The sequence below is a fragment of the Streptomyces sp. NPDC002577 genome (assembly GCF_053594815.1).
On sequence record NZ_JBSFWK010000038.1, the window covers coordinates 62,298 to 86,813 of the forward strand.

23 protein-coding genes and 3 pseudogenes are annotated in these 24,516 nt (G+C 69.6%); 9 read left to right on the forward strand and 17 right to left on the reverse strand.

Going from position 1 to position 24,516, the window contains the following annotated elements:
* Positions 1-26: 26 nt before the first annotated feature.
* Positions 27-992, reverse strand: coding sequence for a nitronate monooxygenase (locus ACWD4J_RS33300; protein WP_451399207.1), 966 nt, complete (start codon positions 990-992; stop codon positions 27-29).
* A 314-nt stretch (positions 993-1,306) separates the two neighbouring features.
* Positions 1,307-2,735: pseudogene (locus ACWD4J_RS33305) on the reverse strand (aldehyde dehydrogenase family protein).
* Positions 2,736-2,765: 30 nt separating this feature from the next.
* On the opposite strand from ACWD4J_RS33305, the gene ACWD4J_RS33310 reads away from it, so the two are divergent.
* Positions 2,766-3,005, forward strand: a complete 240-nt coding sequence (locus tag ACWD4J_RS33310; RefSeq protein WP_451399208.1) for a LysR substrate-binding domain-containing protein — start codon at positions 2,766-2,768, stop codon at positions 3,003-3,005.
* A 44-nt stretch (positions 3,006-3,049) separates the two neighbouring features.
* Here ACWD4J_RS33310 and ACWD4J_RS33315 read toward each other — a convergent pair whose 3' ends face one another.
* Entirely contained in the window at positions 3,050-3,379 is a 330-nt protein-coding gene (locus ACWD4J_RS33315; protein WP_451399209.1) for a zinc-binding dehydrogenase, read from the reverse strand.
* Between the two features lie 452 nt (positions 3,380-3,831).
* Here ACWD4J_RS33315 and ACWD4J_RS33320 point away from each other — a divergent pair, with 452 nt between their 5' ends.
* The 3 genes and pseudogenes from ACWD4J_RS33320 (at position 3,832) to ACWD4J_RS33330 (ending at position 6,028) form a co-directional block, all read left to right on the forward strand.
* Positions 3,832-4,452 (forward strand): DinB family protein, encoded by a 621-nt coding sequence (locus ACWD4J_RS33320; protein WP_451399210.1) that lies wholly within the window; start codon positions 3,832-3,834, stop codon positions 4,450-4,452.
* Positions 4,446-4,925, forward strand: a pseudogene (locus tag ACWD4J_RS33325) (nucleotidyltransferase family protein); the annotation flags it as partial. The gene ACWD4J_RS33320 and the pseudogene ACWD4J_RS33325, both read left to right, overlap by 7 nt.
* A gap of 251 nt (positions 4,926-5,176) precedes the next feature.
* Complete coding sequence (locus tag ACWD4J_RS33330; protein ID WP_451399211.1) at positions 5,177-6,028, forward strand: phosphotransferase enzyme family protein; 852 nt, start codon at positions 5,177-5,179, stop codon at positions 6,026-6,028.
* 9 nt (positions 6,029-6,037) lie between these two features.
* Here ACWD4J_RS33330 and ACWD4J_RS33335 read toward each other — a convergent pair whose 3' ends face one another.
* From ACWD4J_RS33335 to ACWD4J_RS33360, 6 genes are all read right to left on the reverse strand, one after another.
* Positions 6,038-6,280 (reverse strand): hypothetical protein, encoded by a 243-nt coding sequence (locus ACWD4J_RS33335; protein ID WP_451399212.1) that lies wholly within the window; start codon positions 6,278-6,280, stop codon positions 6,038-6,040.
* Between the two features lie 153 nt (positions 6,281-6,433).
* On the reverse strand, positions 6,434-7,105 hold the full coding sequence (lexA, locus tag ACWD4J_RS33340) for a transcriptional repressor LexA (RefSeq protein WP_451399213.1): 672 nt from the start codon (positions 7,103-7,105) through the stop codon (positions 6,434-6,436).
* Positions 7,106-7,696: 591 nt separating this feature from the next.
* Positions 7,697-8,404, reverse strand: a complete 708-nt coding sequence (locus ACWD4J_RS33345) for a DUF899 domain-containing protein (RefSeq protein ID WP_451399214.1) — start codon at positions 8,402-8,404, stop codon at positions 7,697-7,699.
* Between the two features lie 545 nt (positions 8,405-8,949).
* Positions 8,950-9,225 carry a hypothetical protein gene (locus ACWD4J_RS33350; RefSeq protein ID WP_451399215.1) on the reverse strand — a complete coding sequence of 92 codons (276 nt, stop codon included), beginning with the start codon at positions 9,223-9,225 and terminating at the stop codon, positions 8,950-8,952.
* Between the two features lie 721 nt (positions 9,226-9,946).
* Positions 9,947-10,111 carry a hypothetical protein gene (locus ACWD4J_RS33355; protein ID WP_451399216.1) on the reverse strand — a complete coding sequence of 55 codons (165 nt, stop codon included), beginning with the start codon at positions 10,109-10,111 and terminating at the stop codon, positions 9,947-9,949.
* 108 nt (positions 10,112-10,219) lie between these two features.
* Complete coding sequence (locus ACWD4J_RS33360) at positions 10,220-11,674, reverse strand: hypothetical protein (protein WP_451399217.1); 1,455 nt, start codon at positions 11,672-11,674, stop codon at positions 10,220-10,222.
* A 221-nt stretch (positions 11,675-11,895) separates the two neighbouring features.
* Here ACWD4J_RS33360 and ACWD4J_RS33365 point away from each other — a divergent pair, with 221 nt between their 5' ends.
* Positions 11,896-12,753, forward strand: a complete 858-nt coding sequence (locus ACWD4J_RS33365; protein ID WP_451399218.1) for an acyl-CoA thioester hydrolase/BAAT C-terminal domain-containing protein — start codon at positions 11,896-11,898, stop codon at positions 12,751-12,753.
* A gap of 91 nt (positions 12,754-12,844) precedes the next feature.
* On the opposite strand, the gene ACWD4J_RS33370 is transcribed toward ACWD4J_RS33365, so the two are convergent.
* On the reverse strand, positions 12,845-13,228 hold the full coding sequence (locus ACWD4J_RS33370; protein WP_451399219.1) for an ArsR/SmtB family transcription factor: 384 nt from the start codon (positions 13,226-13,228) through the stop codon (positions 12,845-12,847).
* 138 nt (positions 13,229-13,366) lie between these two features.
* Between ACWD4J_RS33370 and ACWD4J_RS33375 the strand changes: the two genes are divergently transcribed.
* Both ACWD4J_RS33375 and ACWD4J_RS33380 read left to right on the forward strand, forming a co-directional pair.
* Positions 13,367-15,346 (forward strand): heavy metal translocating P-type ATPase, encoded by a 1,980-nt coding sequence (locus ACWD4J_RS33375; RefSeq protein ID WP_451399220.1) that lies wholly within the window; start codon positions 13,367-13,369, stop codon positions 15,344-15,346.
* Positions 15,343-15,737, forward strand: a pseudogene (locus tag ACWD4J_RS33380) ((2Fe-2S) ferredoxin domain-containing protein). Before ACWD4J_RS33375 ends, ACWD4J_RS33380 begins: the two are co-directional and overlap by 4 nt.
* Before the next feature lie 62 nt (positions 15,738-15,799).
* Here the strand turns inward: ACWD4J_RS33380 and ACWD4J_RS33385 are convergent.
* Positions 15,800-16,138, reverse strand: coding sequence for a hypothetical protein (locus ACWD4J_RS33385; protein WP_451399221.1), 339 nt, complete (start codon positions 16,136-16,138; stop codon positions 15,800-15,802).
* Between ACWD4J_RS33385 and ACWD4J_RS33390 the strand changes: the two genes are divergently transcribed.
* Positions 16,139-17,089: a cation diffusion facilitator family transporter gene (locus tag ACWD4J_RS33390; RefSeq protein ID WP_451399222.1), complete on the forward strand. Its 951-nt coding sequence runs from the start codon at positions 16,139-16,141 to the stop codon at positions 17,087-17,089.
* Between the two features lie 260 nt (positions 17,090-17,349).
* Positions 17,350-17,709, forward strand: coding sequence for an ArsR/SmtB family transcription factor (locus ACWD4J_RS33395; RefSeq protein WP_451399223.1), 360 nt, complete (start codon positions 17,350-17,352; stop codon positions 17,707-17,709).
* A 557-nt stretch (positions 17,710-18,266) separates the two neighbouring features.
* On the opposite strand, the gene ACWD4J_RS33400 is transcribed toward ACWD4J_RS33395, so the two are convergent.
* The 6 genes from ACWD4J_RS33400 to ACWD4J_RS33425 all read right to left on the reverse strand — a co-directional run bounded on the left by ACWD4J_RS33400 (position 18,267) and on the right by ACWD4J_RS33425 (position 24,516).
* Positions 18,267-19,751: an aldehyde dehydrogenase family protein gene (locus ACWD4J_RS33400; RefSeq protein ID WP_451399224.1), complete on the reverse strand. Its 1,485-nt coding sequence runs from the start codon at positions 19,749-19,751 to the stop codon at positions 18,267-18,269.
* 143 nt (positions 19,752-19,894) lie between these two features.
* Positions 19,895-20,902, reverse strand: a complete 1,008-nt coding sequence (locus ACWD4J_RS33405; protein WP_451399225.1) for an ABC transporter ATP-binding protein — start codon at positions 20,900-20,902, stop codon at positions 19,895-19,897.
* Complete coding sequence (locus ACWD4J_RS33410; protein WP_451399226.1) at positions 20,899-21,945, reverse strand: ABC transporter ATP-binding protein; 1,047 nt, start codon at positions 21,943-21,945, stop codon at positions 20,899-20,901. The genes ACWD4J_RS33405 and ACWD4J_RS33410 overlap by 4 nt, the downstream gene beginning before the upstream one ends.
* A 30-nt stretch (positions 21,946-21,975) precedes the next feature.
* On the reverse strand, positions 21,976-22,692 hold the full coding sequence (locus ACWD4J_RS33415; RefSeq protein ID WP_451399227.1) for a GntR family transcriptional regulator: 717 nt from the start codon (positions 22,690-22,692) through the stop codon (positions 21,976-21,978).
* Positions 22,689-23,582 (reverse strand): ABC transporter permease, encoded by an 894-nt coding sequence (locus ACWD4J_RS33420; protein ID WP_451399228.1) that lies wholly within the window; start codon positions 23,580-23,582, stop codon positions 22,689-22,691. The genes ACWD4J_RS33415 and ACWD4J_RS33420 overlap by 4 nt, the downstream gene beginning before the upstream one ends.
* The gene (locus ACWD4J_RS33425) at positions 23,569-24,516 is read right to left on the reverse strand and encodes an ABC transporter permease (protein WP_451399229.1); all 948 of its coding nucleotides are present in this window, start codon (positions 24,514-24,516) and stop codon (positions 23,569-23,571) included. The genes ACWD4J_RS33420 and ACWD4J_RS33425 overlap by 14 nt, the downstream gene beginning before the upstream one ends.

Consider the following 24,516-nt stretch of genomic DNA (forward strand, 5'->3'; position numbering starts at 1 on the left):
TGATCGCCGCTCCCCGGCGATCGCGATCAGCGCCTGCCCGCTCGGGCCAGCGCGCCCTCGGCCAGAGCGGCCAGGGTGGCGACCAGATCGGCCGCGGACGGCAGGTCATTGATGAGGTCGATGGCCTCGCTGGCCCACTGCGGCAGCGCGGGGATCTCGCCGCGTGCCACGGCATCCTGGTACGCCTGCTGGGCATGCGGGGCAGCTGCGAGTTCGTCCTCCCGGCCCCGCCATCCGTCGAGGAAGGGGTGGCCGAGGGTGCGCGCGGTGTACCTCGCCGGCCACTCCGAGCCGCGGGCGATGTCCAGCACCCTGTTGCGCTCGGTGTCATCCCCGCGTCCCTCAATGATCGCCTTGGTGGTCGCGGGGGCGACCAGGGCCTCGGTCGTGGCTTGGAAGCGGGTGCCGATCAATGCTCCGGCAGCCCCCAGCGCCAGGACGGCCGCCACACCGCGGCCGTCTGCGATCCCGCCGGCCGCCAGCACCGGCACCGGTGCCGCCAGGTCCACCACGACGGGTACGAACGGCAGCGTGGACCGCCCGTGCCGGGCTCCATGCCCGCCGGCTTCGGTGCCCTGTGCCACGATCACATCAGCGCCCAGATCCACCGCTTTGCGGGCCTCTTCCAGGTCGGTGACCTGGATGATCAGAGCCGTGCCCGCGCTGCGGATGCGTTCCGCGAAGGGACTGGGGTCGCCGAAGGACAACATCACCGCCGTCGGGTTGTGCTCCAGGGCCCGCGCCACCACGGCGTCGTTAATTGCCCACGTCTGAAAGCCGATGCCCCAAGGTTTACCGGCGCCCTCGCCGGCCACGACAGGCAGTTCGCGTTCCAGCCAGTCCTGGTCCCCGTTCCCGCTGCCCAGCAGTCCCAGCCCGCCGCCGCGCGAGACCGCCGCCGTCAGGGCGCCACCGGCCGACCCGCCCATCGGGGCCAGGGCAATCGGATGCTCCACACCGAACAGTTCCGTAAACGCCGTCGACAACGCCATGACCGTCATGCTCACCCACCCGTCATGCCGGTCGCAGCGAAAGCAACAGACTGCTGGGGTGACCACAGCTTGATGCCTGCGAGGCGGACCATCTGAGCAACCAGGATCGGCGGCGACTGGGCTACGGATGACCACCGAGTTCGCCGACGCGCCGCTGTATGCGGACGGGCCCCTGCGCCGTACACCGGTGGAGCTGTCGCTTCAGGCCGAGCACCAGCGTGTGGGTTCGGCGCGGCCTGCTCGCCGGGGCGGCGGATTCTCGCCTCGGCGAACGGCCGTCTCCTTTCTCGCCGGCGCCGGCGGATCTGCTCCCGTCAGAGCGGGCACTGTGCGGGCTCGCGGCGGAGCGTGATCCAGCGGGTCTCGGTGAACGCCTCGATGTTGGCCTCCGCGCCGCCGTGGCGCGATCCGGTGCCCGACGACTTGACCCCGCCGAACGGGGCGTTCGCCTCGTCGTTCACGGTCTGGTCGTTGATGTGGACGATGCCTGTCGGGATGCACTGCGCAGAGTTCCAGTCCCGCGAATGCGTCGGCCGTCACGATGCCGAGCGAGAGGCCGTACTCCGTGTCGGCGGCGAGTGCGATGGCTTCCTCGTCGGTGGTGTACGGGACGACCGACACGACCGGGCCGAAGACCTCCTCGCGGTAGACCATGGCGTCCTTGGGCGGATCGGCGACCACGGTCGGGCGATAGAACAGGTTGTCGTAGGTGCCGCCTGCGGCGAGGGTGGCGCCTTGCTGCACCGCCTCCTGTACCCATGTGTGGATGCGGTCGCGCTGGGTCTCGTCGATCACGGGCCCCATGTGGACGTGGTCGGTGGCGGGGTTGCCGACGGCCATCGACTCGGCCTTCGCGGCGAGTTTGGCGACGTAGTCGTCGTAGAGCGACTCGTGCACGATGTGGCGGCCGATCGACATGCAGATCTGGCCCTGGTTGAGGTAGTTGCCCCAGGTGGCGATGTTGACGGCCTTGTCGACGTCGGCGTCGTGGCGCACGATGAACGCCGAGTTGCCGCCCAGTTCGAGGTGTGCGCGCTTGAGACGGCGCCCGGCCAGTTCGCCGACCGCCTGGCCCGCGCGGATGGATCCGGTGAACGCGACGATTCGGACTTGCGGGTCCTCGACGATCGCCGTGCCGACGTCGGCGCCGCCCGGCAGGAGTTGCAGCAGTCCCTTCGGAAGGCCCGCCTCCTCGAAGATGCGCACCATCGTGACGCTGCCCGTGACGACCGTGCGGAGGTCGGGCTTGAGCAGTACGGCGTTGCCGAGCGCGAGAGCTGGTGCGACGGCACGGATGCCGAGGATGAGCGGCACGTTGAACGGCGATATCACGCCGACGACGCCGGCGGGCACACGCTGGGCGAACGACAGGCGCGGCTCCTCGCTGGACAGCATCTGCCCGAGCGGGTGCGAGGGGAGGGCCGCGGCCTCGTAGCACTCCGACGCGGTCACATGCACGGCGAAACCGGCGAACGGCGGTATGGAGCCCAGCTCTCGCACGTTCCAGCCGATGATCTCCTCGGCGTGCTGCTCCCACAGCCGGCCGGCCCTGCGCAGCACGGCGGTGCGTTGCGGGTGAGGGAGGGCCGCCCACTGCTTCTGCGCGCGCTCGGCGCTCTCGGCGGCGCGGGCGACGTCGCATGCGTCGGCGAGGCCGACGGTCGCGAGGATGTGTCCGGTGGCCGGTTCGATCGAGTCGATCGTCCCGCCGGCTCCCTCGACCCACTCGCCGTCGACGTGAATCCGGCCGGCGAAAGCCGCCGGGTCGATAAGGTGCGCTTCTCGTCCGCGAACTTCGACCACATCCGCGCCCTGGTACAGCTCGGGATGGGCTACTCGATGATCTCGCAGGCGCCCGGATTCCGCCCGGAGCACTGGAACGACCGCGTCGCGGCGGTCCCGGTCCGCGGGCCGGTCCCACACGACGCGCTCGTCGCCGCCTGCTGCTCACGCGACCGCCTCACCCGCCGCGCCCGCGCCTTCCTCGACCACTGCCGCCGGCAGCCCGACTGACGGAGATCACTGCTTCATCGAACCAGGCGTGCCGACCCAACGCGTCACCGATTGGCCGCGAGTTCGACGGCCTGCTCCATCGACTGGGCGCGCGACACGCAGTCGAAGACCACGTCGACCGGTCCGCCGAGCGCCTTGTGTGCGCCGGCGACGAGATCGGGGGCGTCGGCCGGCAGGATCACGTCCGCGCCCAGCCGCTGAGCGCGTTCGAGCTTGCCGGGCCGCAGATCGGTGACGACCGTCCGGGCGGCCCCCGCGTGCCGGGCCGCGGCCGCCTCGCCGCACATCCCGCCACGGTCGACACCCGCACATACCTCGGCGCCGGCCGGGACGCCGTCGCAGCCGACGTCGCCCGCCTTCTCGGCATCCTGCACCCCGTGCCCGCCGTATAGGGACTCGGGTGTGTCAATTCAACTGCCCTGTCCCACTTCCGGTGGTGACGTAGGCGGCCTTCGTGCGAGGTGCATGTGTTCCTTGGCCGGAGCGCATGGTCAGCCGGAGGCCGCTTGCGCGTAGGGCTGTCTCGCCCATGCCGCCGGGACGCCGGTGGTGAGCGCGAGGGCGAGATCTGGCGCTACGAGATCGCCCCGGACGCTTGGGACGCGGTCAGGGCAACCACCAGCCTGGCCGCACCACGCGGTGGGAGCACGCCTCTGCCCGCGGGTACCCGCACGGGCACCCTCGCATGCGGCGTAATCGGCATCACCGGCGTGGGCACCACCGCCCGAACGGGACTCGCGCGGTTCCGGCTCCCTGGGGACGTCCACTGCCGTGAGCGGTGGGCAAAAGCAGTGGACAAAGATCGCGTGAGCGGCAGACTGGCCCCATGACCACACCGGATCCCAAGTCTGACCTTCACTTTTACCTGCAGTCGGCCCGCGATGCCCTGCTGTGGAAGCTCGAAGGACTCTCGGAGTACGACATCCGCCGTCCGCTGACGCCGACCGGCACCAACCTCCTGGGCCTGGTCAAGCATGCGGCCTGCGCCGAGCTGGGCTACCTGGGCGACACGTTCGGACGGCCTTCCGGCGAACCGGGGCCCCGGTTCGGTGACGGCTCCGAGCCCAACGCCCACATGTGGGCCACCGTCGACGAGTCACGCGAGCACATCGTGGAGTGTTACCGCCTGGCGTGGGCGCACGCGGACGCCACGATCGACGCGCTGGCACTGGACACGATCGGCAGGGTGCCGTGGTGGCCGAGCGGCCGGGACGAGGTGACGCTGCATCACGCCTTGGTGCGCGTGATCGCCGACACGCACCGGCACGCCGGGCACGCCGACATCGTCAGGGAACTCCTCGACGGTGCCGTGGGGATGAACGAGGGCAACACCAGCATGCCGACGGGCGACTCGGCGTGGTGGGAAGACTACCGAAGCCGGCTGGAGCATGTGGCTCAGGAAGCCAGCCGAGACGCATGCGGCCCCGGGACACTCTCCCCTATGTGACGGCGGGCTGCCTGTTCCAGACGGTGTGGAACGTGGTCACCGGCAGGCCCTCGACCAACGGAATCAAGGACTACGACATCTTCTACTTCGACAGCAGCGACCTCTCATGGGAAGCAGAGGACGCCGTGATCAAGGCGGGCCACGAGATATTCGCCGACCTGCCGGCCGAGGTGGAGATCCGCAACGAAGCTCGCGTGCATCTTTGGTACGAGCAGAAGTTCGGATTAGCCTGCCCGCCGCACGAGTCCACCGAGGCGGCGATCGACTGCTTCGCTGCGACGACGTGCTGTCTGGGCGTCCGGCTGTGCCCCGATACAGGGTGGCGCGTCTATGCACCTCACGGGATCTCCGACGTGTTCAACCTGGTCGTGCGGCCCAACGCGGTCCTTGCCCCGCGGGAGGTCTATGAGACCAAGGTGGCTCGTTGGAAGGTTGAGTGGCCGGAGCTCACCGTCCTGCCGTGGCCAAACTGATGGGCGGCCTGGCTGCTCAGCCTTCACGAACTGCGGACAGACCCCTGAAGTTCCTCGATGACGCTCTTCCACGGAGTTGCGTGGTCGCGTCTGTTGGCGCCAGGTTCACTCCAGCCCGGGCAGGCTGCGCAGCTCGACGATCCGCAAGAGTGGCGCGCTCTACTTGGCGGAAAGTCGTTCCCTGTTGCACGGTGCGCAGGTTGCATTGGTTGGAGTCATGGCGGCGCTCAGGGGAGAGGGGTCAGGCGACGATGCAGGCGTCAGAGGTCTCGCGTGCGGTGGTCGCGGCCATGTCGACCGCCTCATCACTTGACCTGACAGTCGACGACGCGATCGTTCTTCATGACTCGAACAAGCTCACTCTGCGTCTGCTGCCTTGTGACGTAGTGGCCCGGGTGGCACCTGTGGCGCATCAGGTCGCGCAGTTCGAAGTCGAGCTTGCTCAGCGGCTCGCCGCATCCGGGTGCCCTGTGGCTGCTCTCGAGCCTCGAGTGGAGCCACGCGTCTATGAGCGTGATGGCTTCGTGGTCACGCTATGGTCCTACTACGAACCCGTGACACCTCGAGAGGTCTCACCAGCCGACTACGCCAATGCGCTCGAGCGGCTGCATGCCGGCATGCGCAAGCTCGATGTCCCGACGCCGCACTTCACGGATCGAGTCGAGCAGGCTCAACAACTCGTGGCGAACCGTGACCACACTCCGGCTCTCGCCGACGCGGACCGAGAGCTGCTCGGCGACACGTTACGAAGCCTGAGACGAGTGATCGGCGAGCGCGCCGGCGCCGAGCAGCTGCTGCACGGCGAGCCGCACCCGGGCAACGTGCTCACCACGAAAAACGGGCTGCTGTTCATAGACCTTGAGACGTGTTGCCGTGGGCCCGTCGAATTCGACCTCGCCCATGCGCCCGAAGAAGTCAGCGAGCACTATCGGGGTGTCAATCAAGACTTGCTGCGCGAGTGCCGGATCCTCGTGCTGGCGATGATCACAACGTGGCGCTGGGATCGCGGCGACCAACTCCCAAACGGGCGCCAGCTGGGCACAGAGTGGCTCAGCCAGATCCGAGCAGCACTCGATCGCAACGGCCGGGATACCCATGGCTGATCGCGGTCTTCAGAGAGAGTTGTGCGTCGCGCGGGCGTGCCGCAGCAGATGAGGGAAGAGCGCTATCTCGGTGCCCTTTAGGTGCGAGAGCGAGGCGCTCCGCAGCGCGCGGTGGAAGGCGTCAGCGTGGATCGGCGGCGCGATCGGCACGTCCGTACCAACCGCGGCCGGCAGGCGTCCGGAGGAGAACAGCGGGGCGTGCGGGTCGAGGGGATCGTCGGCAAGCAGGCCCCGGAATCCTCGATGTACCACGTACCACCACAGCAGCTCGCGGCCCTCGGCGACATGAGTGCTTCCCGCTGGCGGGGACCAGATCCGCGCGTGCCCAAGCCATGTACGAGTAAGCACTCCGTCCGGCCACGCGGGGGGAGAAGCCCGTCCCAACGAGCCCCGAGCCCGGAGTGTTCACAGGCGGCGTAGAACGCCCACGACCTTGCCGAGGATCTGCGCCTGGTCGCCGGGGATCGGCTCGTACGCGGGGTTGCGGGGCATCAGCCACACCTGTCCCTCCTGCCGGCGCAGCTGTTTGACTGTGGCCTCGTCCTCGAGGAGAGCGGCAACGATGTCGCCGTGGTCGGCGCTGTCCTGTCGGCGGACGGTGACGATGTCGCCGTCACAGATGGCCGCATCGATCATGCTGTCGCCGGAGACGGTCAGGGCGAAAACCTCGCCCTCGCCAACCAGCTGGCGAGGCAGCAGGTAGACGTCCTCGATCATCTCCTGTGCAAGCAGGGGCGCGCCGGCGGCGATCCGCCCTACCAGCGGTACGGCCACCGGCGACTCGGTCTCGGTGCCCAGGTCGGGGGCCCAGGAGGGCCGTACGCGGTAGGCGCGCGGGCGGTGCGGATCGCGGTACAGCACGCCCTTGCGCTCCAGCGCCATCAGGTGGTGCGCGACCGAGGAGGTGCTTGCGAGGCTCACCGCCGTCCCGATCTCCCGCATCGACGGCGGATAGCCCTGCCGCTGGACCGTGTCCGCGATGAACCGGACGATGCTCTCCTGGCGGCTGGTCAGCCCACCCTCTACGGATCGGGTGCCCGGCGGCCGGCCCCGGCGTGCGGGCGCGCTGTTCTCCATTGGGACACCTCCGTACAAGATCGTTCGGCATGTGACCCTAACCCGCCTTCTCCTATAAATGGAACACCTTGTCGAATGTTCGAGGCCTGGCTGGCAGGGGCAGTGCCTGGCCGCATCGAGCGGTTTCCGAGCGGCGGGCGCTACCTGGACTTCCGCCCCGGACGGCTTCACCGTGTGGGCGTCGGCCACATCCTGCCGCTTGAAACCGAGGGGGGAGCTGTCGGTGACCGTCATCGACGTTGCGCACTGGTAAGTGGTCTTCGCCGCGGGGGCGGGTCGCCCGGCGGGCTGCGCCGTGCTGGGGCAGAACCGGCAGCTCCTCGTGCGGATCGCGGATCTCGACGGCCCAGTGGAGGGTGTGCGCGCCCAGGACGTCTTCCTGGGCGCGCAGGGCGACCAGGCGCTGCTCCCCGCACATCACGAATGTTGCGATCCCGAAGGCAGCACAGCCGCGTATGGCAGTCCAGTCAGGAACCATCGAGGCTCTCGGCACCCACTTGCAGAGGGTCAGCGGCGCCGGGCGATGGTCACCCCGTCGCGCAGCGGCAGTATCACCGGGTGCACCCGCTCCTCGGCCGTGATGCAGGTCGTTCAGCCGCTGCCAGAAGCCGAGCCCGAGCCCGAGCCAAAGAGCGCAGCGATGTGTTCGGACGTGGCCCACCGGCTGTAGTTGGGCGACTGAGGCCAGCCGTCGGGCGAGTCCTGCCATTCCTCCTGCCGTCCGAACGGCAGGAGGTCGATCAGTGCGAAGGTGTGACTGAGCTGCTCGGTACCCCGACCGTTGGTGTGCCAGGTGCGATAGACGGTGTCGCCGTCGCGCAGGAACACGTTGACCGCGAATCCTCCGTCGGGCGGTGCGCCTACGTCGGCCCCGAATGAGCTGTTGGCAGTCGAGTACCACGTCATCTGGTTGCCGACCCGCTGCTTGTAGGCGAGTGCCTCTTTGATCGGGCCCTGGGTGACGATGACGAATCGCGCATCGTAGTTGTCCAGGAACTCCAGGCGGGTGTACTGCGAGGTGAACCCCGTGCAGCCCGGACACTGCCATTCCTTGCCGGAGAACCACATGTGGTTGTAGACGATCAGTTGCCTCTTGCCTTCGAAGACGTCCACCAGCCGAACGGGGCCGTCCTCCCCCTCGAGGACGTAGTCGGGCATCTCGACCATCGGCAGGCGACGACGCTCGGCGGCGATCGCGTCAAGCTCCCGCGTCGCGGCCTTCTCCCGGGCACGCAGTGCCTCGAGTCGGCGCTCCCAAGTCGCGGCGTCGACGACGGGTGGTAGTGCGTGGGTGGTCATGGTCCCCTCACAGAGCTCGTGCGCAGCTTTCGCTTGTGCAGAGGTAGACCTCGCCGGGCCCCGGAACTCATCGGTCGCCGCACTGGGAATACGGCTGACGCAGTGGAGCCGCCGACGCACTCTGGCCGAGTAGCGCCACTGGCGGGCGCAGACCGCCAGCCAGCCCGCAACGCCTCCAGGCCACGCAGACTCGTTGTACCTGTGGCGCCTGAGCCGCACCACGCCGACCTGGCGCACATGGCCTCGGCCCCGGCTCCGAGAACGTTGTCGCCCTCTGCGAAGTCGCTGACGATGCCAATCTCCACAGAACCGCACGCAGTCCCGAGGACGACCAACCGCGGGCCGCCTCATCGAGGCGAATGCTGCCGTTGGACGTCGAAGTCCAGATCGAGCAACTGGCCGCCCTTGGCGTGGCCGCAGGCCGCATCTATATCGACTGCGGATTCTCCGGCACCCGCCGCGACGGGTTGAACGCCCACGGCCGCCGACCGGCCGGGCGGCCGCCCGACCCCGTGGTCGGGGCGGCGTCCGGCGCCGTGGCGGTGTCACTCGCAGAACACCTGCATCTTGCCCTCGGGGTCGTCGACGTCGATGTTGACGTCGTCGAGCTGCTCGATGAGCTCCTCGATGTGCTGCTGCTTGAGCTCAGTGAGGTCGATCGGTACCCCTGCCTTGTTCAGCTCCGCGCTGAACTTGGTGAGCGCCTGCAGAGGGATGAGACTCGTGAGCCGGCCCCCGGCGCGCGGCAGCTGTAGCGGGATCCGGACGTTGACCCGGCTTGGTCCGTCGCCGCCGGAGTTGTCCGCCGAGTTCACCACCACGAGTCGGGTGTGCTCGTGGGTGTCGATGACGGCCAGGAGGTGCTCGCCGCGGGCCAGGGCTTGTTCGCTTTCGACCCGGCCCGGAATCCGGAGTCACTGGTACCCGCGTAGCTATCGAAGACCTGGATGCTGTGGTGGCGGTATTGGAGAGCTCCTGCGATGGTGCCGCCCCAGTGGAAGAACCGTGAGTCAGATCACAGACGACCGCGGGCGGTCCTGCTGGGCTGGAGCGTGCCGAGTTCGGTCACTACTCTGAAAGGGCCTCATCTCAAGGCAGGGCCGGGGCTCTCGGATGTGCGGATGGACGTCGGCACTGGGGGCCCACGTCATCCGCGTGGGCCCCGGCTCATGAGATGAGGTGGCAGGGATGGTCAACTCGGAACCCGTCCAGGTGAGATCTGGCTGGTTACGTAAGGCAGCTTCACGCTTGGCTGTCGCTCTCGGCGCGAAGGCGCTGTGGGCAATAGTGGTGAAGCTGCTCGACCATGAAGGAGTTGATCTTTAACTCCGAGTGAGGCGGATGGAGTCGATGCTCCAGCCAGCTTCGCTGGTGTACCCCCAGTCGCCAGCGACGCATCGATGGTGGTGCGAGAGAAGACATCTGCCTCACACCCTGTCCCCTCTCCGCCCAGTTCCTGAAGTGGGCGTCTCAACTGCACCGTCCCGGTCACGGTGGTTCGCGGTGCAGGAAGGCGGCTGACCCGGCTGCTCCCGGCGGCGGCTAGGGGCGGGTGCCGTAGAAGGCCGTGCGGTCCGCGCCCGCTTCGCGGGCGAGGGTCTTGACGTCGAACCTGCCGCCGGGTGGGATCTCGCCGCGCAGGAGGCGGTCCATGGCGGCTCGGATGCGGTTCTCGTTCTCGGTCCGCTGGGCTGCAGAGATTCTCATGCGGGCTCCTCGGTCATGCTGGTGCTGGCAGGGGCGTCGATGTCGTCGGCGACGCGGCGGGCCCGGTCGAAGTCAGTCCCCTCGCGCCCACCCCCGGGCGCCGCGTCGTCACAGCTCTGCTTGATCGAGCATCTGGTGCATCGTGATCACGGGAAGCATCCGGTTCGCGGCAGCTCCTGCGGCAACGGTAAAATCGGCGGCGCCGAGCAGTTCGATCAGCCGGTCGGCCCGAACGGCGGGGTTGGTCGCGGCTCGACGTCGTACGGTGTCGTCATCGTCGGTCAGCAGAACCTCGATCGTGTCGGCCGGCAAACCGGGATGTGCTGCGGCGACCGCGCGGTCACGGGGTTCATCGGAGCAGGCCAGGCGAGCAGCGGCATCGGCGGGGAAGTTCTTGTGGGCGAGCATGTCCCACCGGCTGTAGCTGGTCCACTGTTCGGCGATCCGGGCCAGCAGCCAGCCCGGGGCGTTCGGCTGCCGCTCGCACACGAACAGTCGGACCGCGAAGCTTTCGTCGTCGGCGAGGATCTCGACAATCTCGTCCGGTAGATCGGGGCGCATGGCCAGGGTCTTGCGGAAGATCTGGTGACGGCTTCGGGCGTACGCAAGCCGATCTTGCTCGGGTAGGTCTTCGGTCAGCAGCCAGCCGACGATGTTGCTGCTCCGGTCGTCGTAGTCGACCGGTATCGACTCGCGCAACACCGGGTCGAGGCCGCGCCGTGCGACAACAGCCGCGCGTACGTGATTGTCCGGATCGCGCGCCAAGTTCGCGACGTGCTCGGCCGACAGCGTCGGGTTGGCCGCCACCGCCGCGCGCAAGTCCGGGCTGGCCAGGAATCGGTCGGCCAGACCGGCGTCCAGGTCGGCGACTTCGGCGATCTGCCGCAGCAGACCCACGCTGCGCGCGTCGCCTGCAGCGGAGTCGATGTCGGTGAGCATGGTGCGTGCTGCCTCGGCGGGAAGCGGGCTGTCCAGGTGGAGCAGAAGCATCTGTCGGCCAAAAGCGCCGGTCGCCCGCGACAGGAGTTCTCCGATCCGGCCGGTCGGCGCCAAGGGCCATTCGACGGCAGCAATGGCGGCCGTTCGCGGGTCCGTGTCATCGAGCATCCTGGCCCGCAGATCGTCTGGCAGGTGACGGTTGAAGGCCAGAGCGCGGCGGACTTTCGGCTCCGGGTCGCGGGCCAGTAGTTCGTAGACCTCGCGCGGCAGCGGGTCCGGGATTCGGCGCCCGTGCACGCCGACTGTGGTGAAGTACTCCGCTCCTTCAGCGAGCCGACCCCGCACCCGCGGGTCGGCGTCGCCGGCGAGGACGACCTGAACCGCAGGTGGGAGGTTCGGGTTCGAGGCGAGATCCGACCGCACGGTCACATCACGGTCGGTGGCAAGCGCCGCCGCAGCGTCCGCGGGCAGGTCGCGGCGCCCGGCCAGCCCGGACCGATCGATGTTCGCCGCCGTCAGGCGAGTCAGGACCTCCGGCGGTGCAGACGGGTTGCCGGCCAGAGCACGAAGCAGCGCTTCCAGGCCCGGTTGCGGGATAGCAGGAAGTTCAAAGGACGCGGGCACCGTCCCATGGTGCCAGGGCCGCTGTCGGAGTTGTCGTGCCCCCCTGCGCGCCCGTCGGCTTCTCTCCGCCTGCGCCGACGCACCCCGACAGCGGTAGCAGACGCGCTCCTTGTGGCCGCAGAGCGCGGCGTCGCGGTCGGCGTGCTGACGGTCATGCGTATCAAGGCCGAATAGGCTGCCCTGGCCACCAAGCAACTGAAGGCGGACTGCAGGGAGAGCGTGTGGAACTGACGGAGCGCGAGCTGACCAACCCGTGGGAAGGCGTTCTGATCACTCCTGCCGCCGGGACTGACATCGGCGTTCTGGTCCTGGCGGGCTCCAGCGGGCGCATCGCACGTGAGAGAGCACGCCTGCTTGCCGCGCAGGGCGTTGCGGCCTTGGCGATCCGTTGGTTCGGCGGGCCGGGACAGGCCCAGGGAGTCTGCGAAATCCCCTTGGAAACCTTCGTCGACGCCGTCGATCTTCTCCGCTCCGGTGGAGCGCGCCGCATCGGCATCCTCGGTGTCTCCAAGGGGGCTGAAGCGGCTCTGCTCACCGCGGTGCACGACCCGCGGGTGGACGTGGTCATTGCGCTGTCGCCGACCTCGCGGGTCTGGTGCAACATCGGACCGGGCCGCGACGGTGAACAGCGACCGTATCGATCGTCCTGGATGTGGCGGGAGCAGCCACTTCCTTTCGTGCCGATGGACGATTCCTGGACGGCCGCGCAACCGTCAGGCGCCCCGGTCGCCATCCGCGGATGGTACGAACTCAGCGAGAAAACCTTCACCCATCTGGTTCCCCCGGCAGAGATCCCCGTGGAGAAAGCTCGCGCGGATCTGCTGCTTGTCGCGGGTGGCGACGACGCGATGTGGCCGTCCCTGCCCTTCGCCGAACAGCTGGCACAACGCCGGCGCTCAGCCGGGGCCACGGTGCGACTGATTGCCCGCCACGATGCCGGCCACCGACCACGTCTTCCGGGAGAGAGCCCGGCGTCGGCCTCTCCGCACTTCCAGTACGGAGGCACGCACGAAGCCGACGCACTCCTGGGTGCGGCTGCCTGGCCACACATCCTCGACGCGCTGGGCAGCAGAGGCTGACAACGACGGGATTCCTTGCGGGTTCTGGCGTCCCTAGGCGCACCTGCACGTCACGCCAAGCCGGAGGGTCGAACCTGAGGCGGCTACTTGCTCAGCGTCCCCCAGCCACGGCCGCCGTGGCCGGGATGTCGCGCAGGCCGAGGCGCAGGTGCTCGACGTGGTAGAGGGCCTGCTCCAGGAGTTCGGCGACGTGGTCGTCGTAGAGCGCGTAGATGACCGAGCGGCCTCGGCGCTCGCCGGTGACCAGACCGAGATTGCGCAAGAGGCGGAGCTGATGGGAGCAGGCGGACTGTTCCATGCCGACGGCGTCGGCGAGTTCTGTCGCCGCGCAAGGGCCTTCCTGGAGCCGGGCCAGGATCCGCAGCCGGGAGGGGGTGGCCAGGGCCTGGAGAGTGGCGGCCACGTCGGCGGCGCCCACGGTCTCGAGGCGTTCGCGCGCGGTGGCGTTGGTCTTGGCGTCAGCTCCGTGGCCCATGGTCTTCATCCTACGGAGACGAACCCATGAATGCATGAATGAGTCTTCATGTGATCCTGTACGGTGGATGAACCAGCCACAGCATCCGGCTGACCGCTGTCCCGTTCCGTCATGCTGTCGTGAAGGACTTCCGCTCAGATGACCTCCACCCTCGCTCCAGTCCAGGTTGCCCGAGCCGCGCCCCCGCGCGACGGCGCCGCGCCCCAGCGCCGCACCCGAGTCTTCGTGCTACCCGAGGCCCGCTGGGCGGCCGCGGCCATCGTGCTCTTCCTGCTGGCGCTGCCGCTGCAGCTGACCGGCGCCCCGGCGTGGGCTTGGGGTCCGCTCTACGCCCTGACCTACGCGGCCGGCGGATGGGAGCCGGGCTGGGCGGGCCTGCAGGCGCTGAGGGAGAAGACGCTCGATGTCGACCTGCTGATGGTCGTCGCCGCGCTCGGGGCGGCGGCGATCGGGCAGGTGATGGACGGGGCGCTGCTGATCGTCATCTTCGCCATGTCCGGTGCGCTGGAGGCGCTGGCCACGGCCCGCACGGCCGACTCGGTACGGGGCCTGCTCGACCTGGCGCCGGCCACCGCCACCCGAGTCGACGCCGACGGAAGCGAAGCGACCGTCGGCGTCGCGGAACTGGTCGTGGGCGACACGATCCTCGTACGGCCGGGGGAGCGCATCGGTACCGACGGCCGTGTGCTGGAGGGGGCGAGTGACGTCGACCAGGCGACCATCACCGGTGAGCCGCTGCCCGTCGCCAAGGAGAAGGGCGACGAGGTCTTCGCGGGCACCCTCAACGGCACCGGCGCACTGCGCGTCCGTGTCGAGCGCGATGCCTCGGACACGGTGATCGCCCGGATCGTGCGCATGGTGGAGGAGGCGTCCGAGACCAAGGCGCCGACGCAGCTGTTCATCGAGAAGGTCGAACAGCGCTACTCGCTGGGCATGGTGACGGCGACCCTGGCCGTGTTCCTCGTGCCGTTGGTCTTCGGCGAGAGCCTCACCGACTCGCTGCTGCGTGCGATGACGTTCATGATCGTGGCCTCGCCGTGCGCGGTCGTACTGGCGACCATGCCGCCCTTGCTGTCCGCCATCGCCAACGCCGGACGGCACGGCGTCCTGGTCAAGTCGGCTGTGGTCATGGAGCGGCTCGGGCAGGTCGACGCGGTGGCGCTCGACAAGACGGGCACGCTCACCGAGGGCACCCCGCGCGTCACCGACATCCGTCCGCTGACCGGACACGGACTCGGTGAGGGCGAGCTGCTGGTCCTCGCGGCTGCGGCGGAGCACCCGAGTGAGCATCCGCTGGCACGGGCCGTCGTGGACGCGGCACGCGAACGCGGGCTCGCCGTGCCGGTTGCGGAGGACTTCGACTCCACGCCCGGCGTGGGCGTGACCGCCACCGTCGACGGGCGCGTGGTCGCGGTGGGCACACCGGCCCGGCTGCTGAACGGATCGACGGACGTGGACTCCGCCCCGGTGGCGGCGCTCGCCGGTGAGCTCGAAGACGCTGGGCGGACCGCCGTGCTGGTCACGGTGGACGGTACGCCGGTGGGCGTGCTCGGCATCGCGGACCGGCTGCGCCCCGACGCCGCCGCCACCGTTGCCTCGCTGACGTCACTCACCAGGACCGCGCCCGTGCTGCTGACCGGCGACAACCCGCGCGCCGCCGGCCGCCTCGCCGCCGAGGTCGGCATCGAGGACGTACGCGCCGGGCTGCTGCCGCAGCACAAGGTGAGCGCCGTCCGGGAGCTGGAGGACGCCGGTCTCAAGGCGATGGTCATCGGTGACGGGGTCAACGACGCCCCCGCGCTGGCCGCCGCTCACACCGGTGTTGCGATGGGCCGGGCCGGCTCCGACCTGGCCCTGGAGACCGCCGACGCCGTCATCGTGCGCGACGAACTCGCCACCGTCCCTGCCGTGATCTCCCTGTCCCGCCGGGCCCGCAAACTCGTCAGCCAAAACCTCGTCATCGCCGGAGTCTTCATTGCCGGCTTGGTGGTCTGGGACCTGGTAGGCGCCCTGCCGCTGCCTCTCGGCGTCGCGGGCCACGAGGGCTCCACTGTGATCGTCGGCCTGAACGGGCTGCGGCTGCTGCGCGAGGCGGCCTGGAAGCGGGCCGCCGAGTGAGCCGCCGCGAGACCGCCGCCCAGGCGGCGCCCCGGTGCACGGTCACCGTGTGCCGGGGGTGCTGCTGCGGTACGCCGAAGATTCCCGGCGTCGACCACGTCGCCCAACTCGCCACGCTGAAGGCAGAGCTGGGCCCGGTGGCCCAGGTGCGGGCGGTGAACTGCCTCGACGCCTGCGAGCAGGCCAACGTCATCGTCGTGCAGCCGTCCTCGGCCGGACGGGCCGCCGGCGGGCGGCCGGTCTGGCTCGGACTGGTCAACGACGTCGACGCTACGGCCGACGTCGCCGCATGGGTCAGAGCAGGAGGACGGGTCTCGCCGACCCGCCGGAGATCCTCGACCTGTACGCATTCGGTCCGTCCCGGCGCGTACGACGCGCTGTCGAGGGCTGATCATCGCTCGACCGGGGATACCGGCAGTGTGCGGAGACCGTCGACTGTCTCCGGGGTCAGGTCTATGTGTGCGTACGTGCGCACATGTAAGGTAGGTGTTGAGCGACAGTCCGAGTCATACGTCCCGGCTGGAGGGCCCACCCATGCGCGGACGGCACCACACCCACGACAACCGCGGCGGCGTCGCCGAGGGAGTACGAGAGGAGCACCCCGACGTGCAGAGCAGTCAGGAGCACGACGGGCACGCGCACCACCGCACGGATCACCCGCACCCCCACGGCGATCACTTGCACGACCATGGTCATGACCACGATCACGGCCAAAACCATGACCACGATCACGATCACGGCCACGCTCACGGCGGTGGACGATGGGCACGACTGCGTCATCAGGTCGCGCATGTGGTCACTCCCCACAGCCACGAGGCCATGGACAAGGTCGACTCCGCGCTGGAGACCTCCCGCGAGGGGATGCGCACGCTGTGGATCTCACTCGGCATCCTCGGCCTGACCACGGTGGTCCAGGCGGTCATCGTGGCCGTCTCCGGCTCGGTGGCGTTGCTGGGCGACACCATCCACAACGCCGCCGACGCGCTGACCGCCGTCCCCCTGGGCATCGCCTTCGTCCTCGGCCGCCGGGCGGCCACCCGTCGCTACACCTACGGGTACGGCCGCTCCGAGGATCTGGCCGGCATCGCCATCGTGCTGACTATCGCGGCCTCGTCCGCGCTCGCTGCCTATCAGGCGATCGACCGCCTGCTCAACCCCCAGGACATCACCCATCTGTGGGCCGTCGGTGCTGCAGCCGTCGTCGGGTTCGTCGGCAACGAGTGGGTGGCCCGCTACCGCATCCGCACCGGCCGCAGGATCGGCTCCGCCGCTCTGGTGGCGGACGGTCTGCACGCGCGTACCGACGGCTTCACCTCACTTGCCGTGCTGCTGGGTGTGGCCGGGGCTGCCGTCGGTTGGCGTCTGGCCGACCCGATCGTCGGTCTGCTGATCACGGTCGCGATTCTGATGGTCCTCAAGGACGCCGCCCGCGAGGTGTACCGCCGCTTGATGGACTCCGTCGACCCGCAGCTCGTCGACGCCGCCGAGGCCGCGTTGCGCGAGGTCGACGGTGTCCTCGACGTCGGCGCCGTGCGCATGCGCTGGATCGGCCACGCGCTGCGCGCCGAGGCGGAGATCGTCGTCGGTTCCGACCTGACCGTCGTCCAGGCCCACGAACGTGCCGTCGCCGCGGAGCACGCCCTGATCCATGCCGTACCGCGGCTGACCGCGGCCACCGTGCACACGGATCACCTGCCGCTGAGCAGCGACCCCCACGCCGCTTTGCAGCACCACGCGGCATGACTTGTCGGCCCGCGCACCCTGGGTGCGCGGGCCGTGGTGAGGAAGCGTCTCCACATCCAGGCCCATCTCCTCGGCGGAAAAGCGGACCTGGGCCGCTCCCGGCGCGTCCAGCGCCTCGTCGTACGCCTTGGCCGGTGCGGAGGGCCTGTCTCAGGTCTCGGCAAGCTCCGTGCCGGACGCCCAGCCGGAGGAGACCCGTATCACGCACGCATTGCCCGCACGGTGCGCTGCCTGCCCGTCACGGCCTCTACGCTGTCCTTATGTCTGTTCGCGAGTCTGTGTCATCTGCATCTGATGCGCATCTGCACGCCCCGGACAGCGCACGCCTCGCGGAGGCGACCGAGGTCTTCACGATGCTGTCCGACGCGACGCGGCTGCACGTGCTATGGCTGCTCGCGCAGGGTGAGTCCGACGTCGGCTCGCTGACCGAGCGGTGCGAGGCGTCCCGGACTGCGGTGAGTCAGCATCTGGCGAAATTGCGGCTTGCGGGGTTGGTGGAGACACGGCGCGAGGGACGGCACATCTACTACAGCCTGAGCGACGGGCATCTGCGGCGGCTGGTCATGGAGGCTCTGAGCCATGCCGACCACCGGGTCACTGGGAAGGCTCCGCACGACTGATCCGGAAGAGTTTCAGGTGGCCGAGGGGGAGGAGTCGTGCGCACCCGGCGGTTGCCGACGAGGTAGACGCCGCCGTACATCACATCTGGAGGCCTTGAGCCGGCAGTCCGGCGAGGCGGTGTCTTCGGTGAAGCTGGGAACGAGTGCCGAGCCCAGGCCGTACGAGGGACCTGGGCGATGATGACGACCCGGGCCAGGACGGCCGTGATTCCGGCGCGGGCGGGGCCTCGGCGGCCGGCTGCACCGGTTCGATGCGCCGGGGGTGAGTGCAGGTGACCGCCGACGCGCACGGCTCGTACGGCGATGAGGGCGATGCGTCGGTGCGCGTGCTGACGCATGTGGCCCCGGCTGCCTTCTGTGTCCCCGGGGCGCGGGGGTGTTCCCCATCGTCGTGACGACGGCGGCCCGCGACCCGCTCTCGCCCGCCGAACACGGAGCCTCCCGGTTCCGGCGCGCAGGGGACGTGCGTGATGACAGGACCGGATCCGGCGGGGCGCATCCGCCGACTGATCGCGCCCCTTCACCGCACGACAGCCCGCTGTCGCCTGATGCCTGGGTCAGCCGGGTGTGGTCGTGCGCCGCCTGACGGCGACGACCTTCGGTTCGGTCATCGCCAACACGGCGGAGCGGATTCCTTCGCGGCCGACGCCGGAGCGTTTGGGGCCGCCGAACGGCATGGCGTCGATGCGGAAGTCGCTGCTGTCGTTGATCATCACCGCTCCCACACGCAGTCGCTCCGCGATGGTGACGGCCTGGTCGAGGTCCCTGGTGAAGACGCCGGCCTGGAGGCCGTAGGGGGTGGCGTTCGCGCGCGTCACGGCTTCGTCGACCGTGGCGAACGGGTGGATGGTCAGTACCGGGCCGAAGATTTCGTCGGTCATCAGCGTTGCGTGTTCGGGTACATCGGTGAGCACGGTGGGCCAGTAGAAGGCGCCCTCGCGGCGGCATCCGGCGCGGGCCACGGCGCCGCCGTCCTGTGCCTGATGGACCCACTGCTCCACGCGTATCGCCTCCTGCTCGTCGATGAGCGGGCCGATGTCCGTACGCGGATCCGACTTGCTTCCGACGCGGAGGGCGCGGGCCCCGGCCGCGACCTGATCGGTGAAGCGGCGGGCCAGTGGCGCGGCCACGAAGACTCGTTGGACCGACAGGCAGTTCTGCCCGGCGACGCCGAAGGCTCCCTCGACCACGGTGCGGGCCGCGAGCCGCCAGTCGGCGTCGGCGAGAACGAGCACGGCGTTGTTGCCGCCGAGTTCCATGAGGGTCTTCTTCGCTCCGGCGGCGCGGGCCACCGCATCCCCGGTCCGGGGTCCGCCGGTGAACGACACCAGGTCCACCAGGGGGTGGCCGGCGAGTGCGCGTCCAGCGCGGCTGCCGGAGCCGGGTACGACGGCGAAGCGGTCGGCGGGCACGCCGACGTCCAGCAGGATCTGAGCGAAGGCCAGCGCGGTGAGGGGAGTGCGTTCGGCGGGCTTGAGGACGACGCCGTTGCCTGCCACCAGGGCCGGCCCCAGCTTGTGGGCCACCAGGTTGAGCGGGTCGTTGAACGGGGTGATGGCGGCGACCACGCCGACGGGCTCCCGGGTGTACCAGCCGAGACGTCCCTCGCCGCGCGGAGTGTCGTCGAACGGCAGAGTCTCTCCGGTGAGGTGCCCCGCCTGGTCGGCGGACAGGCGCAGGGTCTCCGCGGCGCGCGAGATCTCGGCCCCGGCTTCCCGTACGGTCTTGCTGCTCTCCCGCGAGATGACCTCGGTCAGCAACTCTCTGCGCTCGAGAACGAGTCGGGCGGCTGCTGTCAGTGCCTCGCGGCGCTGCCAGGCCGGCCAGGGCGAGCCCTCGACGGCGGCGGCCACACCGCGCACGGCCTCGTCGACCTCGGCCTCCTCGGCGTCCGTGACATGACCGAGAAAGCTGCCGTCCTCGGGGTCGTGGACGGGGAAGGATGCCTTGCCGTCGATCCAGCGACCGGACCACAGCGCTCCGGCCGGCGGCTGCCAGGTCAGCGAGTCGCCCAGCGCAGGGGTGGAGTTGGGTGTCGCCATCAGAGCACCCCGGCGACGTGGTGAGCGACGGCCGCGTGCACGTCGTGTGCCCGGTGGGCGGCCCTGTAGTCATGCGCGGGCATCTGCGATTCCTCTCCGAATGTGCTCACGGGGGGACGGCTTCCGGGGCGGCCGGCGCGGTGTCACGCGCTCGGGAAGTGGCAGGCGACGCGGTGCTGCTCGGGGCCCGTCCGGCTCCACACCGGGGCATCGGTACTGCATCGCTCTTGGGCCTGGGGACATCGCGTGTGGAACCTGCATCCCGTGGGCGGGTCCAGCGGGCTCGGCGGGTCGCCGCGCAACGTGGTGAAAGTGCCCTGGACCTCCGGCGATTCGGGAAGCGAGGACGCAAGCAGCGCTTGCGTGTACGGGTGCGCCGGGTACTCGAAGAGCCGGCGCCGGGGCGCGACCTCAACAAGTCTGCCGAGGTACATGACGGCCACCCGGTCGCAGAGGTGCCGTACGACCCGCAGGTCGTGAGAGATCATCAGCAGGGTCAGCCCGAGCCGGTCCTTCAGGTCGACGAGCAGGTTGAGGATGTGGGCGCGGTTGGAGGCGTCGAGCGCCGAGGTCGGCTCGTCGCAGACCAGGAAGCGCGGCTGCAGGAGCAGGGCGCGAGCCACGACCGCCCGCTGCAACTGGCCACCGGAGCACTCGTGCGGCAGCCGGGTGGCGTAGGAGGCCTCGAGGCCGACCTGTTCGAGGATTTCGGTGACGCGATCCCGTCGCTCCTCCCGGGTGCCCAGCCCATGCTGGGCCAACGGTGCTTCGAGGCTGGCGCCGAGTCGCATGAGGGGGTCGAAGGCGGACAGCGGGTCCTGGAAGACGAGCTGCATCGAGCGGCGCAGCGCCTTGCGGTCGCGGCCCCGGGTCCGGGCGATGTCGATGCCGTCGAACAGCACCCGTCCGGAGTCCACGGAAGTCAGGCCGAGCACGGCCCGGGCAAGCGTGCTCTTGCCGCACCCCGACTCGCCGACCAGTCCGAGGATTTCGCCTGGCGCGATCTCGAGCGACACGCCGTCGACCGAGTGGACCCGTTTCCGGCTCCGAAGCCCGCCCTGGACGGGAAAGTGCTTGACCACGTCCTCGACGACCACCAGGGGCGTGCGCAGCGCGGGCACGGGCAGGTCGACGGGCGCCGGCGCAGTCATACGCCCACCAGCCTCTCCGGTGCCGGCGACGCCCAGCAGCGGCTGTTGTGGTCGCCGCCGCAGGAGTGCAGCGTGGGCTCGGTGTCCTCGCACTCGCGGGAGATGCCGAGTTCGTCGGCCGTCGTACATCGGGGACGGAAGCGGCAGCCGTGGTCGAGGCTGCGGGACTGGGCGGTGCTGCCGGCGATGGAGTACAGGCGCCCGTCCTCGGACCGAAGCAGTGAGGCGCGCAACAGGGCGCGGGTGTAAGGGTGTTGTGGGTCGTTGAAGAGTTCTTGCGTCGCGGCCTCTTCAACGATGCGCCCGGCGTACATGACGGCCACCCGGTCGGCCAGCGAGGCAACGATGCCCAGGTCGTGAGTGATCAGCAGGACGGAGAGCCCCCGCTCCTGCTGCTTGCGTCGCAGAAGCGCGAGGATCTGGGCCTGGACGGTGACGTCGAGCGCCGTGGTCGGCTCGTCTGCGATCAGCAGTCCGGGGTCGCCGGCGAGCGCTGCGGCGATCATGACGCGCTGGGCCATGCCGCCCGACAGCTGGTGGGCGTAAGAGTCGGCCACCCGGTCGGGGTCTGCGATCCCGACGTCCTGCAGCAACTCCTCGACCCGGGCGCGGGCCTGACGGTGACTGAGCCCTCGGTGCAGCCAGAGGGGTTCGGCGACCTGGCTGCGTACGGTGGCCGTGGGGTCCAGGGTGGCCTTGGGCTGCTGGAAGAGCATGGCCACCCGGTTGCCGCGGATGTGGTTCATGCGGTGGTCGGAGCAGCCCACCATGTCCTGCTCGTCGAGAGCGATGTGGCCCGCGGTGATCCGGGCGCCGGGCGGGAGCAGCCCGGTCACGGCGAGGGAGGTGAGGCTCTTGCCGGAGCCCGACTCGCCGACGAGGGCGACGATCCGACCGGGGTGCACGGTCAGATCGAGGCCGTCCACCGGGGGAGTGCCGTCAGTGGACAGGCCGGGGAACTCCACGCGCAAGCCGCTGATGGTCAGTTGGGCGCCGCCCGAGGGGGCGGTTCTCTTGGTGGATGTTGGTTGGCGCAGGTGCATGGTGCAGCTCCTCGGGGGAGAGGCATGCGGTCAGGGGGCGGGCGGCTGCGGGTGGTGCTGTTCGCGGGACTCGTGCAGGCGTCGGCGCAGGGTCACCGTCGCCTCGTCGAAGTGCTGGGTGAGCGTGGCGATCGCGGCGTCCACGTCATCACCGGCGATGAGATCGGTCAGCTCACGGTGCTCGTGCAGCAAGTCCTGTCGGGCGGGGTGGACGTCGGCCATGATGTTCAGACACAGCCGCGTCTCGGAGATCAGGCTGGTGTACATGCGGCTGAGCCGGGGGCTGCCGGCCGCTTCGATCACCTGGGTGTGGAAGCGCAGGTCGAGATCGCCGACGGCCTCCCAGTCGCTGTTGTCCGCGGCCTTCGCGATCTCGTCGACGACGGCGCTCAGCGCCTCGATGAGGCCGGGTGGCCGGATGGAGATGACGCGGCGGAATGCCGCGGCCTCCAGCGTGAACCGAGCGTAGAAGATGTCCAGGATGTCCTCGTCGGTGAGGACGGGGACGAAGACGCCGCGGTGCGGGTGCCGCTCCAGCAGCCCTTCGTGCACGAGGGTCTGGAGGCTCTCGCGCACCGGCCCTCGGCTCACGCCCAGCCGTTCCGCCAGTTCCGCTTCGTTGAACTGGTGGCCTGGTGGGAACTCGCCTCGGTGCACACCGCCTCGGATCTGCTCGGTCACCGTGGTGGCGAGCGTCCGGCGGTGCACCGGCGGGCGGGAAACGGGCTGCGGGGAGCGATCGGTCATCGGGTCGGTCCTTCGGGTGTCCTCTGTTGCGTGCGGGTGAGCTCCGTTCCCTGACCGATCAGGGTGACGCTGAGCGCGGTCAGGAAGATCGCCGCTCCGGGCAGGATGACCAGTATGGGCATCCGTTCCATGTACGGCTGGGCGTCCAGGAGCATGGCGCCCCAGTCGGAGTCCGGCGGCTGAACTCCCAGTCCGAGGAAGGACAGACCGCCGACGGTGATCAGTTTGTGCCCGAAGCGCAGGAAGCCGAGCGCCAGCATCGGCCGGAGCGCGTTCGGGATGACGTGGCGGAAGATGATGAAGGACTTCGAACAGCCCAGCGTCTCTGCCGCCTCGATGTAGCCCTTGGCATTGATCTCGAGGGTGAGTCCGCGCATCAGGCGGGCGAAGGGCGTCCAGCCGACCGCCGTCAGCGCGGCGATCAGCGTGCCGTATCCGGTGCCGAACACCGCGATCAGCAGCAGCGCGACGACCACGTCCGGGATCGCGATGAGCAGATCGACGGCGCGCATGAGCATCTCGTCGAGCAGGCCGCCCCGGCGGGCGCTGACGGCTCCGATCAGCGTGCCGATGACGGCGGAGAGCAGCAGGGTGACGGCGGCGATGGTGACGGAGAAGCGCCCCCCGTACATCAGCCTGCTCAGCAGGTCCCGGCCTAGCTGGTCGGTGCCGAGCCAGTGGTCGGCGCTGAAGCGGGCCAGGCGGTGCGAGAGGTCCTGGGCGGAGGGGTCGTACGGCGCGATCCAGGGCGTCAGCACCAGCACGGCCAGCACCGTCGCGAACACCACCGCGCCGACGTGCAGCGTCCAGTGCCGGCCCCGCGTGAAGCGCAGCCCCTGCCGGAGACGGACCGGCGGGTACCCGGAAGAGACGTGACTAGACAGAGCCATCTCGCAACCTCACAGCCGGGTTGACCACCGCGTACAGGACGTCGGTGACCGTCGTGATGAGCACCGCCAGGGCCACGATGCTGAGGATCCCGCCCTGGATGATCGGGACGTCGTGGTTGACGACCGCCTTGTAGACGAGCTGGCCCATCCCCGGCACCGCAAAGATCACCTCGACGACCACCGAGCCGCCCAGCAGTCCCGCGAACCAGAGCGAGAACAGCGTCATCACCGGCAGCAGCCCGTTGCGCAGGGCGTGCCGCACCAGGGTCTGCGGCTGGCTCAGCCCCCTCGCCCTGGCTGCCGTGATGTACGGCGCCTTGAGTACGTCGACCATCGCCGCTCGTGTGACCTGGGTGAAGTAGGCCAGCGGCCGCAGGGCGAGGGTGGCGGCGGGCAGGACGAGGTACTCCGGGGTTCGCCAGCCCGCCGACGGCAGCCAGCCCGACTGCTGGGAGAAGACCAGCACCAGGACCGGCGCCAGCCAGTACTCGGGGACGGCCACGAAACTCTGCGTCAGGAACGTCACCGCCGAGTCGACCCGCCGGCCGGGCCGCAGCGCCGCGATCGTGCCCAGCGGCAGTGCCGCGAGGAACGACAGCCCCAGGGCGACGATCGCCAGGGTGAACGACACCCCGAGTGCACTGCCCAGCAGCTGGTCGACCGGCGTGCGGCTGGTGAACGACAGCCCGAAGTCCCCGTGCACCGCCTGCCCGAGCCAGTCCAGGTACTGCACCACCAACGGCCGGTCGAGGCCCAGTTCGTGGCGCAGCGCCTCGACCGTCGCGGGGTCGAGGGCCTGGCCGGAGACCCGGGAGCGCAGGATGGTGCGCGCCGGGTCGCCGCCGCTGGCGTACGGGATGAGGAAGGTGACGACGGACACCGCGAACAGGGCGACGAGCAGGACGAGCAGCCGCCGCAGAACGAATCGGACCAT

Bases quoted from the DNA above. Each gene is read 5' to 3' on its own strand.
- ACWD4J_RS33370 (WP_451399219.1), bottom strand. From the start codon at position 13,228: ATGGGCCACGGAGCTGACGCCAAGACCAACGCCACCGCGCGCGAACGC.
- ACWD4J_RS33385 (WP_451399221.1), bottom strand. From the start codon at position 16,138: ATGCGCGACCTGATGACGCAGTCGTGCCCATCGTCCACCGCCGTGAGC.
- ACWD4J_RS33420 (WP_451399228.1), bottom strand. From the start codon at position 23,582: ATGGCTCTGTCTAGTCACGTCTCTTCCGGGTACCCGCCGGTCCGTCTC.
- ACWD4J_RS33400 (WP_451399224.1), bottom strand. From the start codon at position 19,751: ATGGCGACACCCAACTCCACCCCTGCGCTGGGCGACTCGCTGACCTGG.
- ACWD4J_RS33300 (WP_451399207.1), bottom strand. From the start codon at position 992: ATGGCGTTGTCGACGGCGTTTACGGAACTGTTCGGTGTGGAGCATCCG.
- ACWD4J_RS33395 (WP_451399223.1), top strand. From the start codon at position 17,350: ATGTCTGTTCGCGAGTCTGTGTCATCTGCATCTGATGCGCATCTGCAC.
- ACWD4J_RS33405 (WP_451399225.1), bottom strand. From the start codon at position 20,902: ATGACTGCGCCGGCGCCCGTCGACCTGCCCGTGCCCGCGCTGCGCACG.
- ACWD4J_RS33345 (WP_451399214.1), bottom strand. From the start codon at position 8,404: ATGACCACCCACGCACTACCACCCGTCGTCGACGCCGCGACTTGGGAG.
- ACWD4J_RS33415 (WP_451399227.1), bottom strand. From the start codon at position 22,692: ATGACCGATCGCTCCCCGCAGCCCGTTTCCCGCCCGCCGGTGCACCGC.
- ACWD4J_RS33320 (WP_451399210.1), top strand. From the start codon at position 3,832: ATGACCACACCGGATCCCAAGTCTGACCTTCACTTTTACCTGCAGTCG.
- ACWD4J_RS33410 (WP_451399226.1), bottom strand. From the start codon at position 21,945: ATGCACCTGCGCCAACCAACATCCACCAAGAGAACCGCCCCCTCGGGC.
- ACWD4J_RS33355 (WP_451399216.1), bottom strand. From the start codon at position 10,111: ATGAGAATCTCTGCAGCCCAGCGGACCGAGAACGAGAACCGCATCCGA.
- lexA (WP_451399213.1), bottom strand. From the start codon at position 7,105: ATGGAGAACAGCGCGCCCGCACGCCGGGGCCGGCCGCCGGGCACCCGA.
- ACWD4J_RS33330 (WP_451399211.1), top strand. From the start codon at position 5,177: ATGCAGGCGTCAGAGGTCTCGCGTGCGGTGGTCGCGGCCATGTCGACC.
- ACWD4J_RS33375 (WP_451399220.1), top strand. From the start codon at position 13,367: ATGACCTCCACCCTCGCTCCAGTCCAGGTTGCCCGAGCCGCGCCCCCG.
- ACWD4J_RS33425 (WP_451399229.1), bottom strand. From the start codon at position 24,516: ATGGTCCGATTCGTTCTGCGGCGGCTGCTCGTCCTGCTCGTCGCCCTG.